General features: G+C 65.4%; 15 protein-coding genes. 7 read left to right on the plus strand and 8 right to left on the minus strand.

The window, feature by feature from the left end:
• Positions 1–6 precede the first annotated feature (6 nt).
• Entirely contained in the window at positions 7–2505 is a 2499-nt protein-coding gene (locus AMB_RS12820; protein WP_231848838.1) for a sensor histidine kinase, read from the minus strand.
• Between the two features lie 333 nt (positions 2506–2838).
• On the opposite strand from AMB_RS12820, the gene AMB_RS12825 reads away from it, so the two are divergent.
• Together AMB_RS12825 and AMB_RS12830 are read left to right on the plus strand one after the other, a co-directional pair.
• Entirely contained in the window at positions 2839–3321 is a 483-nt protein-coding gene (locus tag AMB_RS12825) for a phosphatidylglycerophosphatase A family protein (RefSeq protein ID WP_043744495.1), read from the plus strand.
• Between the two features lie 2 nt (positions 3322–3323).
• Entirely contained in the window at positions 3324–3815 is a 492-nt protein-coding gene (locus AMB_RS12830; RefSeq protein WP_011384929.1) for a CinA family protein, read from the plus strand.
• Here the strand turns inward: AMB_RS12830 and AMB_RS12835 are convergent.
• Positions 3757–4089, minus strand: a complete 333-nt coding sequence (locus AMB_RS12835; RefSeq protein WP_011384930.1) for a hypothetical protein — start codon at positions 4087–4089, stop codon at positions 3757–3759. The two genes, AMB_RS12830 and AMB_RS12835, sit on opposite strands and share 59 nt — an antisense overlap.
• Before the next feature lie 84 nt (positions 4090–4173).
• Between AMB_RS12835 and AMB_RS12840 the strand changes: the two genes are divergently transcribed.
• Positions 4174–5859, plus strand: coding sequence for a thiamine pyrophosphate-binding protein (locus AMB_RS12840; RefSeq protein ID WP_011384931.1), 1686 nt, complete (start codon positions 4174–4176; stop codon positions 5857–5859).
• A gap of 160 nt (positions 5860–6019) precedes the next feature.
• Positions 6020–6625, plus strand: coding sequence for a Crp/Fnr family transcriptional regulator (locus AMB_RS12845; protein WP_231848839.1), 606 nt, complete (start codon positions 6020–6022; stop codon positions 6623–6625).
• Between the two features lie 170 nt (positions 6626–6795).
• Here AMB_RS12845 and AMB_RS12850 read toward each other — a convergent pair whose 3' ends face one another.
• From AMB_RS12850 to AMB_RS12865, 4 genes are all read right to left on the minus strand, one after another.
• Positions 6796–7056 carry a hypothetical protein gene (locus AMB_RS12850; RefSeq protein ID WP_011384933.1) on the minus strand — a complete coding sequence of 87 codons (261 nt, stop codon included), beginning with the start codon at positions 7054–7056 and terminating at the stop codon, positions 6796–6798.
• A gap of 5 nt (positions 7057–7061) precedes the next feature.
• Positions 7062–7439, minus strand: a complete 378-nt coding sequence (locus AMB_RS12855; protein ID WP_011384934.1) for a cyclophilin-like fold protein — start codon at positions 7437–7439, stop codon at positions 7062–7064.
• 102 nt (positions 7440–7541) lie between these two features.
• The gene (locus AMB_RS12860) at positions 7542–8735 is read right to left on the minus strand and encodes an acetate/propionate family kinase (RefSeq protein WP_011384935.1); all 1194 of its coding nucleotides are present in this window, start codon (positions 8733–8735) and stop codon (positions 7542–7544) included.
• Between the two features lie 96 nt (positions 8736–8831).
• Complete coding sequence (locus AMB_RS12865; RefSeq protein WP_011384937.1) at positions 8832–10241, minus strand: bifunctional enoyl-CoA hydratase/phosphate acetyltransferase; 1410 nt, start codon at positions 10239–10241, stop codon at positions 8832–8834.
• Positions 10242–10459: 218 nt separating this feature from the next.
• Between AMB_RS12865 and AMB_RS12870 the strand changes: the two genes are divergently transcribed.
• The 3 genes from AMB_RS12870 to AMB_RS12880 all read left to right on the plus strand — a co-directional run bounded on the left by AMB_RS12870 (position 10460) and on the right by AMB_RS12880 (position 14736).
• Positions 10460–13171 carry a bifunctional acetate--CoA ligase family protein/GNAT family N-acetyltransferase gene (locus AMB_RS12870; protein ID WP_011384938.1) on the plus strand — a complete coding sequence of 904 codons (2712 nt, stop codon included), beginning with the start codon at positions 10460–10462 and terminating at the stop codon, positions 13169–13171.
• 88 nt (positions 13172–13259) lie between these two features.
• The gene (locus AMB_RS12875; RefSeq protein ID WP_043744502.1) at positions 13260–14057 is read left to right on the plus strand and encodes a motility protein A; all 798 of its coding nucleotides are present in this window, start codon (positions 13260–13262) and stop codon (positions 14055–14057) included.
• A gap of 16 nt (positions 14058–14073) precedes the next feature.
• A complete protein-coding gene (locus tag AMB_RS12880; RefSeq protein WP_011384940.1) occupies positions 14074–14736 on the plus strand; it encodes an OmpA/MotB family protein in 663 nt (220 codons plus the stop codon).
• A gap of 136 nt (positions 14737–14872) precedes the next feature.
• Here AMB_RS12880 and AMB_RS12885 read toward each other — a convergent pair whose 3' ends face one another.
• Positions 14873–15070 (minus strand): DUF6898 family protein, encoded by a 198-nt coding sequence (locus AMB_RS12885; RefSeq protein ID WP_043744504.1) that lies wholly within the window; start codon positions 15068–15070, stop codon positions 14873–14875.
• A 28-nt stretch (positions 15071–15098) separates the two neighbouring features.
• Positions 15099–16157 (minus strand): enoyl-CoA hydratase/isomerase family protein, encoded by a 1059-nt coding sequence (locus tag AMB_RS12890; protein WP_011384942.1) that lies wholly within the window; start codon positions 16155–16157, stop codon positions 15099–15101.
• Positions 16158–16181 lie beyond the last annotated feature (24 nt).

Raw genomic sequence — 16181 nt, forward strand, 5'->3', positions numbered from 1 at the left:
CCTCGGCTACTCGCCGGCACTCTGCAGGGCGGCGGCCTGACCGGAACGGGGCTCCTGCGGCAACCGCACGGTGACCTGGGTGCCTTCCCCCTTGCGGCTGACGATATCCAAATGGCCACCGTGAAGTTCCACGAAGGCCCGCACCAGGGGCAGGCCAAGGCCGGTGCCGTCGTAACGGCGCGACAGGCTGCCGTCCACCTGCCGGAACGGCAGCATGGCGACGACCACTTCGTCGTCACTCATGCCGATGCCCGTGTCCGAGACCGTGAACCCAACCATGTCGCCCAGAACTTCCACCGTCACTTCGACGCTGCCGCCCTCGGGGGTGAACTTGACGGAGTTGGACAGCAGGTTGACCAAAATCTGCAGCAATCTCCGACGGTCGGCCTTGAGGGCCGGAACATCCTCGGCGATGTGGCTGCCAAGAACCAATCCACCGGCATCGGCACGGCTTTCGACGATGCGAATCGCCGCCGCCACCACCTCGGCGGGCTGGACCAGTTCCATGTCGAATTCCATCTGCCCCGCCTCGATCTTGGCGATATCGAGAATGTCATTGATCACCGCCAGAAGATGGCGACCCGAGGCCAGGATATCGTTGACGTAACCGACGTAGCGGGCAGACCCCAGGGGGCCGAACATTTCGGCGGCCATCACTTCGGAAAAGCCGATGACGGCATTGAGGGGCGTGCGCAGCTCATGGCTGACATTGGCCAGGAATTCCGTCTTGGCGCGGTTGGCCAGGTCGGCCTGTTCCTTGGCGGCGACCAGCTCCCGCTCGGCGCGGATATGCTCGGCGATTTCGGCCTTGAGGGCCTCGGTGCGCTGGTGCACCCGGCGCTCCAGACTCTCGTTGACCATGTGCAGCAGGCGCTCGGCGGCGATACGGCCGGTGATGTCGCTGCCATAGACGTTGACCACGCCGACGCCGGGCAGCGGCACGAAGACCAGCGACAGGATGCGGTCCCGCACGGTTATTTCGGCCTCGGACTGCACTCCGCCTTCCAAGGCGTCGACAATATGCGTCTTCCAGGCCTCGGGCAGCATACCGCCCAGGTCAATGCCCCAGAATTCCAGCAACCGCGACGCCGCCTGATTGGCGTGGGTCACCACACCGGCACGGGTCACCCGCAACACCGGATTGGGATCTTGCGACGGGAACTGGGCAAAGATGGCGATGGCTTCTTCGGCCTGGCGCCGGCTGGTGGCGTCTTCCACCAGGATCAACCCGGTATCGACACTGCGGGCCAACATGGTCTCGAAAACCCGCTCGCCCTCCCCCTGAGCGATGCGGACCAGATCACTTCCGCTGGTCCGAGCCTGGAGAAAGGGGCCAAGCCCTCCCGCCACCGCAGCGAAGTCCCGCATGACCGAATTTTCGGCCTGGGGTCCGCCATCGGTCATGCGAATGACGCCGACGCCCATGACCTCGGTCACCGAATGAAGCAGATGCAGTCGCTCGTTCTCGGCAGCCAGGGCCGCCTGCTCCGTCAGCAGATGGATGCGCGCCTCCTCCTCGTCCTTCAGGGCCTGACGCGAGCGCTGAACCTCGGAGACCAGGGTCTCCACCTCGATTTCCAGGTGAGCCAGCTCGTCGGGGCCGAGGTCCGTGCTCTCGGCACTGGAAATCCGATGCGTCATGGCCGCCACCCGCAGGGCCGCCTGGCGAATTCTCCAGGCCAGGTAAACAAGAGCGGCGAAAAACAGCGCGCTTAATCCGGCCCCCATGATGGTTCGGCTGGTGCGCTCCATGGAGATCAATGGCTCACTCATCACGCCCTGCCGGCTGCGCGGCAAGGCCGTGGTGAATGTCAGCCCGGAAAAGCCATCTCCAGCCCCCAGGACCCGTCCGGTTCCGAGGTGAAAGACCTCGCCCCAGACCGCCATGGAACGAGCTTGCCCGGTGTGATCCGCGGAACCGGCCAGGGCCAGAACCCGGTCGCCGGCCGGCTCACTGGCCAGGAAGGCGAATCCGCGATCCATAAACCGGCCCATGGTAATCCGCAGAAAATCGTCATCGATGACCGACACCACGACCAGCCGGCGACCACCGCCCCCCGCCAGGGGAGCCGCCGAAATCAACAGGCCTTCGGTTTGGGAAATGGCGATGCGCTGAACCTGCCCCGCCGGCAGAAGCGCCAGCGCGGGAGCCAGTTCCGGCGAAAAGGGGCGACCACGTCTCGCCTCGCCTTCCCCCTCGATCCCCCCGGCGCCAAGAATGGCGAGAAAGTCGATCGGGGGATAGGCCTTCAACTCCTCCCCGGTGGGAAACCAGATGGGCTCTCCTGCCGCGCGAATACCCTGCAGCCGCCCGGCCAGATCAGCCAGCGCCTGGTGGGATGCCAGGACGTCATCCATACGCATGGCGTCGCGCCCGACTTTGTGTTCCAACCGCTCGACCAAAATCTGGTCGACCACATTTGCCAGATTTCGGCGATGAATGATCTCGATCAACGCCCAGAGGACCATACAGACGGCCGCGCACAGGAATACCAGCCTCACCATCAGGCCATGTCTTCCGATCCGTCCTGCGCCCTGGCTCTTACTCATTGCCGTCCTTGCCCCCCCGAAGACAACGTACAAAGGGGTAATAACTAAACTTATGCATAGGAAGCGCTAACAACAAGGACCTTTAGAATAATATTCACCCAAAATATCCTTGATTCTCACACACTAGCAGCACTCTGTCTAGTCCCGCTCAGGTTGAATATTGTAGCGATTCCGTTTCGTTAAATGACGTTTCTAGACACCACACCGACCACCAGACCATGCCCTTGGTATGTGTCAAAGCATTCGCCAGGCAGTGATATGGTGAATCAAGATCATGGAGGCCGCCCCTTGTCCTATCGCCGCGCAGGCATCACCGTCTGGCATCCAGCCAGTCTTGTTTCCACCTGGTTCGGGGCGGGATTGCTGCCCAAGGGACCGGGAACCTGGGGTTCCGCCGCCGCCCTGCCCTTCGCCTGGATCATAATGGATGCCGGCGGGCCGGTGTCATTGCTGGCCGCCACCCTGGCCTGCTTTGCCGTTGGCTGGTGGGCGTCTTCCGTCTATGTGCGCCGCACCGGAGCCGAGGACCCATCAGAAGTGGTAATCGACGAGGTGGCCGGTCAGTGGCTGGTCCTGCTGGCCGCGCCGCTCGACCCCCTGTCCTATCTCATGGGCTTTGCCCTGTTTCGAGCCTTCGACATCTGGAAGCCCTGGCCGGTGGGCTGGGCCGACCGCCGGATCGGCGGCGGATTGGGGATCATGGTCGACGACATCCTGGCTGGATTCTACGGCCTGGGATTGCTGGTCCTCTTCAACCACCTGCGGAGTTGAACATGCTTCCCACCGTCCTGACCGACCTTGCGGCCGAGGTTCTGCGCGTGGCCGGGCAACGCGGCGAGCATCTGGCCACCGCGGAATCGTGCACCGGCGGGCTGGTGGCGGCGGTACTGACCGCCATTGCCGGATCGTCTTCGGTGATGGAGCGCGGCTTCGTCACCTATTCCAACGAGGCAAAGACCGAGATGCTGGGCGTTCCCGCCGCGCTGATCGCCGCCCATGGTGCGGTCAGCCGCGAAGTGGCGCAGGCCATGGCCGAGGGGGCCTTGGCCCATTCGCGGGCCGACGCGGCGGTGGCCATCACCGGCATTGCCGGCCCCGGCGGCGGCACGGCGGACAAGCCGGTGGGCCTGGTGCATTTCGCCCTGGCCCGCCGGGGAGCCGACACCCGGCATGAGGCCCATGTGTTTGCCGGCGACCGCGACGCGGTCAGGCTGCAGGCGGCGCGGACCGCGCTCGGGCTGTTCTTGCCGCCATCACCGACCTGAGGATGGCCAGCGGCACGGTCGGGGATTCGGACATGACGCACAGCCCATCGCCGCTCAGGGAAGCATAGGGAAACATCCCGCTGGCGCCATAGCCCAGGTGCAGCCGCAGGCCGGGCAGCGCCGCCTCGGCCAGGGCGCGGCAATCGGCCACCGACGAGGTGAACGGCGCCTCGGCCAGAGCGAACGCCGCCGCCAGATCGCGGTCGAGGTCGGAATCGGCCCCCGTCGCCAGATCAAGCCTTCGCTCCAGTGCGGACCAGTCGGTGGGCATCATTCCTCCAAGCGCTCCATGGACGGAAGCGCGCCCCGCAGCCTATCCTGTGCGCCGCGCCTGTTCCATATGTCGTCGGAGAGTTTCATGTCGCAGTTGAGCCCAGCGCCTCGCACCGGCGGAGAAATCCTCGCCGACGCCCTGCTCGCCCAGGGAGCCGATACGGTGACCTGCGTGCCGGGAGAAAGCTTTCTGCCCTTTCTCGACGCCGCCTGGGATCGCCGCGACCGGCTGAAGGTCCTGGCCTTCCGCCATGAGGGCGGTGCGGCCTATGCCGCCGAGGCCCATGGCAAGCTGACCGGGCGCCCCGGCGTGTGCATCGTCGGGCGCGGCCCCGGGGCCACCCACGCCTCGGTGGGCGTCCATACCGCCTTTCAGGATTCCACCCCCATGGTGCTGCTGATCGGTCAGGTGGACCGCCCCATCCGGGGGCGCGAGGCCTTTCAGGAAGTGGAACTGGCCCAGATGTTCCGGCCCCTGGCCAAGCGGGTGGAGGAGATCACCTCGCCCGACCGCCTGCCCGAAGCCGTGGCCCGCGCCTTTGCCGCCGCCATGGGCGGACGCCCCGGCCCGGCGGTGCTGATCCTGCCCGAGGACATGCTGGCCGAACGCGCCTCCGTGGCCGATGTGGAGCGCCTGCCCCCGGCCCTGCCCCATCCCGGCCCCTGCCGCCTGGACAAGATGGTGGAATTGCTGGCCAAGGCCCGGCGGCCGCTGATGCTGGTGGGTGGCGGCGGCTGGACGCCGGAGGCCGCGCGCCTGATCACCGCCTTCGCCGAAGGCTGGAGCCTGCCGGTGGCCGCCTGCTTCCGCCGCCAGGACATCGTCGACAACGAATCCGCCTGCTATGGCGGCGAGCTGGGCTATTCCATGGCCCCCAGCCTGGGGGCACGGGTGCGCGAGGCCGACCTGATCCTGGCGGTGGGCACCAGGCTGGGCGATATCGACACGGCGGGCTACAGCCTGATCGAAGCGCCCAATCCGAAGCAGATTCTGATCCATGTCTTTCCCGAGGCCGAGGAACTGGGCCGCGTCTTCCGTCCCGATCTCGCTATCGTCTCCGCCATGCTGCCCTTCGCCCGCCGCGCCTCTCAACTGGCGGCGCCCGCCGCATTGCCGTGGACGGACTGGACCCGGGCGGTGCGCGGCGACCATCTGGCCAACCGGGTGCCCAATTCCTGCCCGGGGGCGCTGGACATGGGACAGGTGATGGCCGAGATCGAGGCCCGGCTGCCCGAGGATGCCATCATCTGCACCGGAGCCGGCAATTACACCGGCTGGCCCCAGCGCTTCCACCGTTTCCGCCGCTATCCCGGCCAGTTGGCCCCGGCCAACGGCTCCATGGGCTATGGCCTGCCCGCCGCCCTGGCCGCCAAGGCGCTGTATCCGGACCGCGCCGTGGTCGCCTTTGCCGGCGACGGCTGCTTCCTGATGACCGCCCAGGAACTGGCCACCGCCAAGCTGCACGGCCTTTCGCCCGTGGTGCTGGTCGTCGACAACGGCATGTATGGCACCATCCGTATGCATCAGGAGGCCAGCCATCCCGGCCGAACACTGGCCACCGACCTCGCCAACCCCGATTTCGCCGCCCTGGCTGCGGCCTATGACGCCTGGACGGCCCGGGTAGAGCGCACCGAGGACTTCGCCCCGGCCTTCGACCAGGCCCTGGCGGCGGGGCGGCTGGCCCTGCTGCACCTGGTGCTGGACCCCGAGGCCATCACCACCCGCACCACGCTGACGGCCATTCGGGACAAGGCGCAAAACAAGGGCTGACACCTCGGCGGATGTCACACTTTATCAAGTGTTAGCGGTTGCGATGGCGGGGCGTTTCACGCACAGTCGGTGCGCTCTTCCGCTCTCCTCCCTCCCCCCCAGGATCATGAACGAAATCAGCGCTCCCCTCGCCCCCCTGCCCAAGCAGGGCGAACCAAAAATGGAAAAGCTCGCCGTCGCCGCCGGAGCCACCCTGTTCCGCCAGGGTGAAATGGGCGACGCCGCCTATATCCTGGAAAAGGGCAAGATCATGATCTTCCAGCAGGTGGAGGGTCAGCGGGTCGAACTGGACACCATCCGGCCGGGGGAAATCTTCGGCGAGATGGCGGTGATCGACAGCAGCGAGCGCATGGCCACCGCCGTCGCCGCCACCGACTGCGCCGTCACCCGCGTCCCCCAGGCCATCTTCAACCGCAAGCTGGAAGCCACGGACAAGTTCGTCCGCGCCCTGGTCAACATGTTCATCAAGAACATCCGTACCTCGCACCGTATCTTCGTGCGCCGGCCGCGCAGCTTCCGCGACAACATCAAGCTGATCCGCTTTTTCGCCTTCAACATTCAGCGCTACGCCAACCTGATCGAGGATCGCCCCCTGGGCGAGGAGATGCTGGCGGCGCTGGACAAGGTGGACAAGGCCGTGGCTGAGCTGGCGGAAATCGGCAACCGCGCCAAGGACAAGCGCCACGATCACATCATGGAGGAAGGCGACGCCCATAATGTGGGCCTCAAATCCGTGATGGGCACCGAGGGGCACCGCAAGCTTTAGCGGGATGTGGAAAAAATCCACTTCGGGGGCATTTGCCCCCGCTACCCCAACCGGGAAGCACAGCTTCCCGAACCCTTCAGCTTCTTAATCAACTGAAATAAAAAGAAGCCTGCGGCTGACGGACCAGGGCGATAGCGCTGCCGCAAAGCGGAGCCCTTCCGGCCCCCACCCTACCGCGCCGGCAATTCCTCGACCGTCACCGAGGACGAGGAGCGCGAGGCCGGAGCCCTGGCCGGCGGCGGGGGCTCCTCCTCGGTTCGCGATTGCGGCTGGGAGGTTTGCTGTGAGGCGGTCTGCGACGACTGGTCGCCGCGATTACGCTTTTCCATTTCCTTGACGCCATGGGCCGCCAGTTCCGCCACGGCGCAGCCGGACAGCCCCGCCAGCAGCGACAGGGCGGCCACCACCCGCATCAAGCGACGCGCACGCATTCCATCTACTCCGTGATCGCCTCGATCCTGACCAGCGCCCCGGCCTCGACCGTGGCGAGAAACGCCAGGGAATCGGCGGTGCGCCCGAAGATATTGGCGGGAACCGCGAGGCGGATCTCCTCGCCTTCGGAACAAGGGGTCGGGCCATAGCCGATGACGATAGCCTCGCCCTCATGACGGAAGGCCAATTCCCCGGCTTCGACCACCTCGCGTGCATCGTCCTCGCGGTCGGCGTGAACCGGGGCCTGGAAATAGACCTCGCCCTGCCAGGTGGCCACGCGGGCCTCGAACGGCACCGCGGCCAGGACCGCATCCGCCGTCCCGGTGTTGTAGAGATCGACGTTCAGGACGTGGTGTCCGATGGAAATCTTCAGCTTACGCATGCCTTATCGGTCCCGACTGGTTCCTGTCGCGGCGCCAATGTGCCATGTCCCAAGGGAATTGACCAGAAGCACAATAGCCATACCACATGTAGTGGCTCCGACCTAGTCGCGCAAGCTCCGTAACAGCTCGCGGGTGTGCTTGGCGATCATCATCTCCTCGTCGGTGGGAATCACCCAAACCGAGACGGGGCTGTCGGCGGCGCTGATCAGCAGGGAATCACGCTGGTTGGCTTCCTGGTCCATCTCGACCCCCAGCCACTCGGCATGGGCACAGACCCTCTCGCGGATCTGAGGCGAGCGCTCGCCGATGCCGGCGGTGAACACCAGGGCATCCAGCCCGCCCATGGCGGCGGCCAGCGAGCCCAGCTCGCGCGAGATGCGATAGACGAACAGTTCGACTGCCTCGGCGGCATGGGGCTCCGAGCTTTCCAGCAGGATGCGCATGTCGTTGCTGACCCCCGACACGCCCAGCAGGCCGGACTGCTTGTACAGCAGGTCCTCGATTTCCTTGGGGGTCATGCCCTTCTGCTGCAGCAGGTAAAGGATCACGCCGGCATCCATGGTTCCGGTGCGGGTGCCCATGGGCAGGCCGTCCACGGCGGTAAAGCCCATGGTGCTGGCCACGCTCTTGCCGCCGTCGATGGCGCACATGGAGGCGCCGGAGCCCAGATGGCAGACCACCACCTTGCCCCGTGCCGCCGCCGGAGACAGCTGGCGCATCTGGCGGGCGATGAATTCGTAGGACAGGCCGTGGAAGCCGTAGCGCTTGACGCCTTCGCCGGTGATCTTGCGCGGCAGAGCGAAGCTCTGGGCCGTCCAGGGATTGGAGCGGTGGAAGGCGGTATCGAAACAGGCGACCTGGGTCAGGCCGGGATGGACCTTGGTCAGGGCGCGGATGGGGGCCAGATTATGGGGCTGGTGCAGCGGCGCCAGGGGGATCAGCTTCTCCAGCTCTTCCATCAGCTCGTCATTGACCAGCAGCGGCTGGGAGTACTGAGAGCCGCCGTGGACCACCCGGTGACCGGCGGCCTTGAGCTCGGCATCGCCCAACTGGGCCTCGATCCACTCGATCATGTACTTGAACAGGGCCTCGTGGCTCATGTTCGGCTGGTCGGGCCAGCGCTGCTCGTTCAGCACCCCGCCATGGGGCGACTTGGCGATGAAATGGGGGGCGACGTTGATGCCCTCCACCTGCCCCTTGCACGACAGCAGCGGCTTCTCGTCGCCATTGGAGATGTAGAGCGAGAACTTGATGCTGGACGAGCCGGCATTGATGACCAGGATACCTTCACGCATAGGACCCAAACTCCATTGAGGCCAACTCGCCGTATCCAGCCGCCATTGAGGCGGCGGCCAAGCGGGCGAAAGCCCGCGCCCGGCGAGGGACAAGCATTACTGTGCGGCGACCGCGCTCTTGGCCCGGCGGGCATGGGCGAACAGCACGGCGACGGCGCAGGAGGCCAGACGGGCCTTGGCGCTGTCGGCGCGGCTGGTCAGCACGATCGGCACCCGGGCGCCCAGCACGATGCCGGCGGCATCGGCGTCGGCCAGATAGGACAGCTGCTTGGCCAGCATGTTGCCGGCTTCCAGGTCGGGAACCAGCAGAATGTCGGCACGCCCCGCCACCGGCGAGTTGATCTTCTTGATCTTGGCCGCTTCCTCGCTGATGGCGTTGTCGAAGGCCAGCGGACCGTCCAACTGAGCGCCGGTGATCTGGCCGCGATCGGCCATCTTGCACAGGGCGGCGGCCTCGATGGTCGAGTTGATCTTGGGATACACCGTCTCCACCGCCGAGAGGATGGCCACCTTGGGGAGTTCGACTCCCAGCACATGGGCCAGTTCGATGGCGTTCTGCAGGATGTCGGCCTTGTCTTCCAGGGTCGGATAGATGTTGATGGCCGCATCGGTGATCAGCAGGGTGCGCGGATAGGTGGGCACGTCCATGACGAAGACGTGGCTGATGCGGCGCGCCGTGCGCAGGCCCTTATCCCTGGACGCCACCTCGTGCATCATCTCGTCGGTGTGCAAGCTGCCCTTCATCAGGGCCTCGGCCTCACCCGAACGGCACATGGCCACCGCCTTCTCGGCGGATTCGTGGGAGTGCTGGGTATCGACGATGCGCAGCCCCTCGATATCCAGGTTGAACTCCTTGGCCACCGAGCGGATCTTGGCCTCCGGCCCGATGAGGATCGGGTCGATCAGGCCCAGCTTGGCCGCCTCCACCGGGCCTTCCAGCGACACCTGGTCGCAGGGATGGCACACCGCCACCGAAATGGGCGCCAGGGTATGGCAGCGGGCGATAATGTCCTCGAACACATGGTGGCGGCGGCGCAACGCCACTTCCTGCAGCTCCATGCGGGGCTGCACCACCTTCTCGGCAGGAGCGGCGACACGGGCCTTGCCGCTGAACACGGTTTCGCCGCGCTGATTGGCGCCCAGGCACTCCAGAACGATGTCGGCGGGAGCGATCTTCTCGAGAACCGTCACGGTGACGGTCAGGGTATCGCCCACTTCCACGGCCGCCGAGAATTCCAGGTTCTGACTGCGGTAAAGGGTGCCCGGCCCCGGCAATTCGTTGCCCAGCAGCGCCGACAGCAGCGAACCGCCCCACATGGAATGAGCCACCACCTTGCGGTGATGGGCGAATTTCTCGGCGCTTTCGACGCTGTAATGGGTGGGATTGAGGTCGCCGGTGGCGACGCCGAACAGCTCCACGTCCTTCATGGAGCAGGTGCGCGCCAGACTCGCCGTATCGCCAACCTTGATCTCGGCGAAGGTGCGGTTTTCCATCATCTCAACCATGCCCAATCCCCTTACGACACATACCGACGAAATATTATTGCAGTGCGAAATTATAACCCCGATCCGCTGCGGCGCACAATGACGGCTTGATGACTAAGGTCAAGACCGTATGGATTTGGGGGATGTGCGGAATATCACTTACAAGATGTTGCGATGCACCATGGAAGAGGACTAATCTTCCGATCGCGCCGGATATTGACCGCCACATCGGGATTCCCATGAGCACCCGCAATCTCAAATCGCTGTTCCGCCCGCAATCCATCGCCGTGGTGGGAGCCTCCACCAAACCGAGAAGCATCGGGGCGGTGGTCATGCGCAACCTGCTGAAGGGCGAATTCGCCGGGCCGGTGATGCCGGTGACGTCCGAACATGCCTCGGTGGGGGGCGTGCTCGCCTATCCCGACGTGGCCTGCCTGCCCAAGGCGCCCGATCTGGCGCTGATCTGTACGCCGCCGGCGACCATTCCCGGCATCCTCCACACCCTGGGGGAGCGCGGCACCAAGGCCGCCTGCATCATGACCGGCGGCCTGCATCTCATCCAGGGTGAAGGCGGCTCCACCATGCTGGAACAGGCCATGGAGGTGGCGCGGCAGTACGACATGCGCCTGCTCGGCCCCAATTCCATGGGTATCCTGGTGCCCGGCATCGGCCTGAACGCCAGTTCGTCGCACGAGAACGTCCTGCCCGGTAAGCTGGCCTTCGTCTCCCAGTCGGGAGCCCTGTGCACGGCGGTGCTGGACTGGGCCAGGGCCCGCGAGATCGGCTTTTCCCACTTCATCCACCTGGGCGACACCGAGGGCGTGGATTTCGGCGACGTGCTCGACTATCTGGGCAGCGACCCCAGCACCCGGGCCATCCTGCTGTATATGGAATCCATTCACGAGCGGCGCAATTTCATGTCGGCCGCCCGCGCCGCCGCCCGCAACAAGCCCGTGCTGGCCATCAAGGCCGGGCGTTCGCGCGAGGGCGCCCGCGCCGCCGCCTCCCATACCGGCGCCCTGGCCGGATCGGATCTGGTGTTCGACGCCGCCATGCGCCGTGCCGGCATGCTGCGGGTGAAGGACATCGAGGAGATTTTCGGCGCGGTCGAGACCCTGGCCCGCTCCAAGCCCATGAAGGGCAAGCGGCTGGCCATCCTCACCAATGGCGGGGGCATCGGCGTCATTGCCGCCGACGATCTGGCCGAGATGGGCGGCGAGCTGGCCCAGTTGCCCGACGAGGTCATCGACAAGCTGAAGGCCGTGCTGCCCGCTGGCTGGTCCCAGGGCAATCCGGTGGACATCTCGGGCGACGCCGACGGCGACCGCTACGTCAAGACCCTGAACATCCTCTCGGAAACCAAGGCGGTGGACGCGGTTCTGGTGATGCACGCCCCCTCGGCGGTCTCGGACCCCACCGATGTGGCGGTGGCCATCATCAAGACCGCCAAGGACCGGCCGCGCGCCAACGTCATGACCTGTTGGGTCGGCAACGAGGCGGTGGCCCGGGGCCGCCACCTGTTCAGCGGCGCCGGTATCCCCACCTACGACACGCCGCGCGCCGCTATCCAGGCGTTCATGCATCTGCTGGAATACCGCAAGAACCAGGAATTGCTGATGGAAGTCCCGGCCTCGGCGCCGACCGACTTCGTGCCCGACACCAAGCGGGCCCGCTTCCTGATCGACGAAGCCCTGGCCAAGGGCGGCGGCACCTTGAACGAGCCCGAGGCCAAGGCGGTGCTGGAAGCCTACGGCATTCCCACCGTCGAGACCCACGTGGCCCGCAGCCCGGCCCTGGCCGGCAAGATCGCCATGGCCATGAAGGTGCCGGTGGCGCTGAAGATTCTCTCGCCGGACATCTTGCACAAATCGGATGTGGGCGGCGTGATGCTGAACCTGCAGGGTGCCTTCGAGGTGGAAAAGGCCGCCCACGCCATGCTGGAGCGCGTCAAGGAAGTCTACCCCGAGGCCCGCATCGACGGCTTCACCGTCCAGACCATGGCGCGCCGCCCCGGTGCCCAGGAGCTGATTTGCGGCGTCGCCACCGATCCCGTGTTCGGACCGGTGATCATGTTCGGCCAGGGCGGCATCGCCGTGGAGGTCATCGCCGACCGGGCAATGGCCCTGCCGCCGCTCAACATGAATCTGGCGGCCGAAGTGATTTCGCGCACCCGGGTGTCCCGCCTGCTGGAGGGCTATCGCGGCCGTCCGCCCGCCAACAAGGAAGCCATCCAGTTGGCCCTGGTCCAGCTCTCCCAGTTGGTGGTCGACTTCCCCGAAATCGTCGAGCTGGACATCAATCCGCTGTTCGCCGACGCCCAGGGCGTGCTGGCGCTCGACGCCCGCATGGTGGTGGAACCCGCCAAGCCAGGAACCGAACGCCTTGCCATCCGCCCCTACCCCAAGGAGCTGGAGGAATGGTTCACCATGACCGACGGGCGCAAGACCATGTTGCGCCCCCTGCGGCCCGAGGATGAGCCCAACCACCACATCCTGGTCTCCAAGCTGACGCCGGAGGATATCCGCTTCCGCTTCTTCGGGCTGGTGCATGAACTGCCCCATTCGGAAATGGCGCGCCTCACCCAGATCGATTACGACCGCGAGATGGCCTTCATCGGCGAGATCGAGAAGCCCGAGGGCGGCAAGGAAACGCTAGGCGTGGTGCGCACCGTCACCGACCCCGACAACGACGCCGCCGAATTCGCCATCGTGGTGCGTTCGGACCTCAAGGGCTCGGGCCTGGGCAAGCGCCTGCTGGTCAAGATGATCGAGTATTGCCGCTCTCGCGGCACCCGCATCATCGTCGGACAGGTGCTGAAGGACAATCCGCGCATGCTGACCTTCGTCCAGCATCTGGGCTTCCTGCCCACCCGGACCATCGACGGCGATATCGTCGAAGTGGAGCTGGAACTGCAGAAGGAACACGAACTCGGCCCCGATCCGACCGCCTAACCGGCGGGCATAGCCCTAAGCTGTTGCCCGATCAGTCAAAGTGCCGCAAGATGCGGCGGGAATTCGGGTGTTTGGGGATCTTGCCGTCATGTCGTTGTCCACGGTCATCGGATTTACGCTGAGCCTGTTGCTGATCGTCGGCTCGATCATCGAGCTGACGACCAATTTCAAGATCTTCCTGCACCTCTCGGGTTTGCTCATGGTGATCGGCGGCACCCTGGCCGCCGCCCATGTGGGCTTCGAGATGCGCTATGTCCGGCAGGCGCTCGGCAACATCAAGGCCATCTTCTTCTCGCCCAAGATGGCGCGCGGCATGCTGACCAACGAGGTGGCCCGCGTCATCCGCTGGGGCTATCTCCTGCAGAAGAGCGGCATCCAGGCCTTGGAATCCGACGTGAAGAGCCTGAAGAGCCAGGACGCCTTCCTGGCCTATGGCGTCGGTCTGGTGGTCTCGGGCTATACCGGGCCGGAAGTGCGCCACATGCTGGACAATCAGGTGGAAACCGCCTTCCAGCGCCACACCGTCTCGGTGGAAATCCTCAAATACATGGCCAGCAACGCCCCGGCCTTCGGCATGATGGCTACCCTGGTCGGCCTGGTGGTCATGCTGGACAACATGGGCGACGATCCGTCCAAGCTGGGCGGCGGCATGGCGGTGGGTCTGCTGGGTACGCTCTACGGCGTGCTGTTCGCCCGTCTGGTCCTGATGCCGGCGGCGGAAAAGGCCCACCAGCGCGAATCCATCATCCGCTTCCGCAACATGCTGGTGGCGGAGGGACTGGTCATGCTGGCCGAGCGGCGCAGCCCCCGCTTCATCCAGGACGCCATGAATTCCTACCTCGATCCCGCCATCCACTTCGACATCGACAAGGCGCCGAAGAAATAGCCGGGAGTTCCGGGTCATGAGCAAGAGCAAGTTCCACAAGGAAAACAAGGAAGCGGCCGAGGACTGGCTGCTGTCCTATGCCGACATGATCACCTTGCTGATGGCGTTCTTCATCGTCCTGGTCTCCATGTCCAAGATCGACAAGAACAAGTACGAGCAGGTGCAGCAGGGCATGGCCAAGGATATCGGCCTGCGCGAGACCAAGACTCCGCTGCAGGACCTGCGCTCGGAAGTGCTGGGCCAGGTGGCCGGCGCCGGCGTCGAGGACACGGTGGACGTGGGCCGAGACGACAAGGGCATCGTCCTCAATCTGGCCAGCGGCACCATGTTCAAGCCGGGCTCGGCCGAGGTTCGCCCGGAAATCCTGCCGCTGATGAAGGAAATCAGCGGCACGCTCAAGCAGGAGCGCTTCCTCAACTACCAGATCGACATCCAGGGCCACACCGACGACACGCCGGTCCGGACGCCGCAATTTCCCAGCAACTGGGATCTGTCGGCGGCCCGCGCCCTGTCGACGCTGAAGGTGATGAACGAGCTGGGCATCCCCACCAGCCGCATGAAGCTTGCCGCCCTGGCCGACACCGCGCCGCGCGTCCCCAACCGCAGCGACACCGGCAAGGCCTATCCCGAGAATCAGGCCATCAACCGTCGGGTCGAGATTCATATCTATCCGCGATAGACACCCGATGGCGGGCTGCCGCCCGCACCCGCTTAGGGCGCGATGCCCCGGTCCCCCTTTCTTCTTATGAATCAATAAAAGAGAGGTTTGGAGACATAGTCTCCAAGCGGGGTCGGGGCGGCAGCCCCGCTTCCCCTCAGCCCCCCCGCCGCTTGGCCAGCACGTATTCCAGCCGCTTCAGTCCCAGCAGCTTCAGATGGGCCTGACTGGCGGTTCGGGGGCCGACGATGGAAATCTCGGTCAGGGTGGGCACGTGGAACACCGTCACCTTGACGGCATTGCCAAGGCGAATGAACTCGAACAACACCTCGGCCGCATCGACGTCCGGCTTCATCCCCAATTCCCTCGCACTCACCCACTCCTCACGGCAGCGGCAGTTCGTCGTCGCCCAGTGTCTGGAAGCAGGCCGCGACCGCCAGTTCATCCACCTCGGCCAGGCTGGAGGGACTCCAGTTGGGCCGCCTGTCCTTATCTACGACCTGGGCACGGATTCCCTCAAGGAAATCCTGCCCCAGCAGGAACCGCCAGGTGAGGCGGAATTCACGCCGGATGGCATCATCGAAGCCCATTCCACGGCCTTCGCGCAGTTGCCGCAGAGTCACCGCCAGGCTGAATGGGGCGCGCCCAGACAATTCCCAGATGGTGTCCCAAGCCCATTGTCCGCCATCCAGGCGCAGAGCTTCGATCATGTCGTCCAGGCGCCGAGGGGCGAAGCAGCGCTCCAGCGCCTCCATGTGCCGGACCAGCGGCCCGTCGGCGACCGGCTGGTGAAAGCGCGCCAGAACGTCCTCCACCGCATCCTCCGGATCGGCTGATTGCGCCGCGACGCGCAATCCCGCTCGCAGGTCATCCACCCGGGCGGCCGGGACGAAATGGGTGGCGATGCCCGCCCACAGGCAGTCCGCCGGCCCCAACTGCTTGCCCGTAAGGCCGAGATAGAGTCCCAGATCACCGGGACAGCGGTTGAGAAAATGGGTGGCGCCCACATCGGGAAAAAAGCCGATGCCCGTCTCCGGCATGGCGAAGCGGGTACGCTCGGTGGCGACGCGGAACCGGCCATTGACCGACAATCTGGCCCCTCCCCCCATGCAGATGCCATCAAGCACCGACACGTAAGGCTTTGGATAGGCATGGATGCGCCGGTTAAGGCGGTATTCCGTGCGAAAGACATCGTGGCTGAACTCGGAATCACCGCGCCGGGCCGCATCCCACACCATGCGGATGTCGCCGCCGGCGCAGAACGCCCGCTCGCCCTCGCCCTCGATCAGAATCACCGCCACGTCAGGATCGCTCTCCCAGCTGACGAGACAGGCGGTGATGTCGTGGTATTGCCGGGCGGACAGCGCGTTCAGCACCTTGGGCCGGTTCAGAACGATCCGTCCAAGCCGCCCGCCGCTGGAGATGAGAGTCTCGCCGTCCATGCCCGCCCCTTACTCTACTTGCTG

It is taken from the genome of Paramagnetospirillum magneticum AMB-1, assembly GCF_000009985.1.
GTDB classification, from domain to species: Bacteria; Pseudomonadota; Alphaproteobacteria; order Rhodospirillales; family Magnetospirillaceae; genus Phaeospirillum; species Phaeospirillum magneticum.

What these genes read in the sequence shown, in the direction of transcription:
- AMB_RS12860 (WP_011384935.1), bottom strand. Translation starts at nt 8,735, where the DNA reads ATGCGTGAAGGTATCCTGGTCATCAATGCCGGCTCGTCCAGCATCAAG.
- AMB_RS12890 (WP_011384942.1), bottom strand. Translation starts at nt 16,157, where the DNA reads ATGGACGGCGAGACTCTCATCTCCAGCGGCGGGCGGCTTGGACGGATC.
- AMB_RS12850 (WP_011384933.1), bottom strand. Translation starts at nt 7,056, where the DNA reads ATGCGTGCGCGTCGCTTGATGCGGGTGGTGGCCGCCCTGTCGCTGCTG.
- AMB_RS12875 (WP_043744502.1), top strand. Translation starts at nt 13,260, where the DNA reads ATGTCGTTGTCCACGGTCATCGGATTTACGCTGAGCCTGTTGCTGATC.
- AMB_RS12820 (WP_231848838.1), bottom strand. Translation starts at nt 2,505, where the DNA reads ATGGTGAGGCTGGTATTCCTGTGCGCGGCCGTCTGTATGGTCCTCTGG.
- AMB_RS12870 (WP_011384938.1), top strand. Translation starts at nt 10,460, where the DNA reads ATGAGCACCCGCAATCTCAAATCGCTGTTCCGCCCGCAATCCATCGCC.
- AMB_RS12885 (WP_043744504.1), bottom strand. Translation starts at nt 15,070, where the DNA reads ATGAAGCCGGACGTCGATGCGGCCGAGGTGTTGTTCGAGTTCATTCGC.
- AMB_RS12855 (WP_011384934.1), bottom strand. Translation starts at nt 7,439, where the DNA reads ATGCGTAAGCTGAAGATTTCCATCGGACACCACGTCCTGAACGTCGAT.
- AMB_RS12840 (WP_011384931.1), top strand. Translation starts at nt 4,174, where the DNA reads ATGTCGCAGTTGAGCCCAGCGCCTCGCACCGGCGGAGAAATCCTCGCC.
- AMB_RS12830 (WP_011384929.1), top strand. Translation starts at nt 3,324, where the DNA reads ATGCTTCCCACCGTCCTGACCGACCTTGCGGCCGAGGTTCTGCGCGTG.
- AMB_RS12880 (WP_011384940.1), top strand. Translation starts at nt 14,074, where the DNA reads ATGAGCAAGAGCAAGTTCCACAAGGAAAACAAGGAAGCGGCCGAGGAC.
- AMB_RS12845 (WP_231848839.1), top strand. Translation starts at nt 6,020, where the DNA reads ATGGAAAAGCTCGCCGTCGCCGCCGGAGCCACCCTGTTCCGCCAGGGT.
- AMB_RS12835 (WP_011384930.1), bottom strand. Translation starts at nt 4,089, where the DNA reads ATGATGCCCACCGACTGGTCCGCACTGGAGCGAAGGCTTGATCTGGCG.
- AMB_RS12865 (WP_011384937.1), bottom strand. Translation starts at nt 10,241, where the DNA reads ATGGTTGAGATGATGGAAAACCGCACCTTCGCCGAGATCAAGGTTGGC.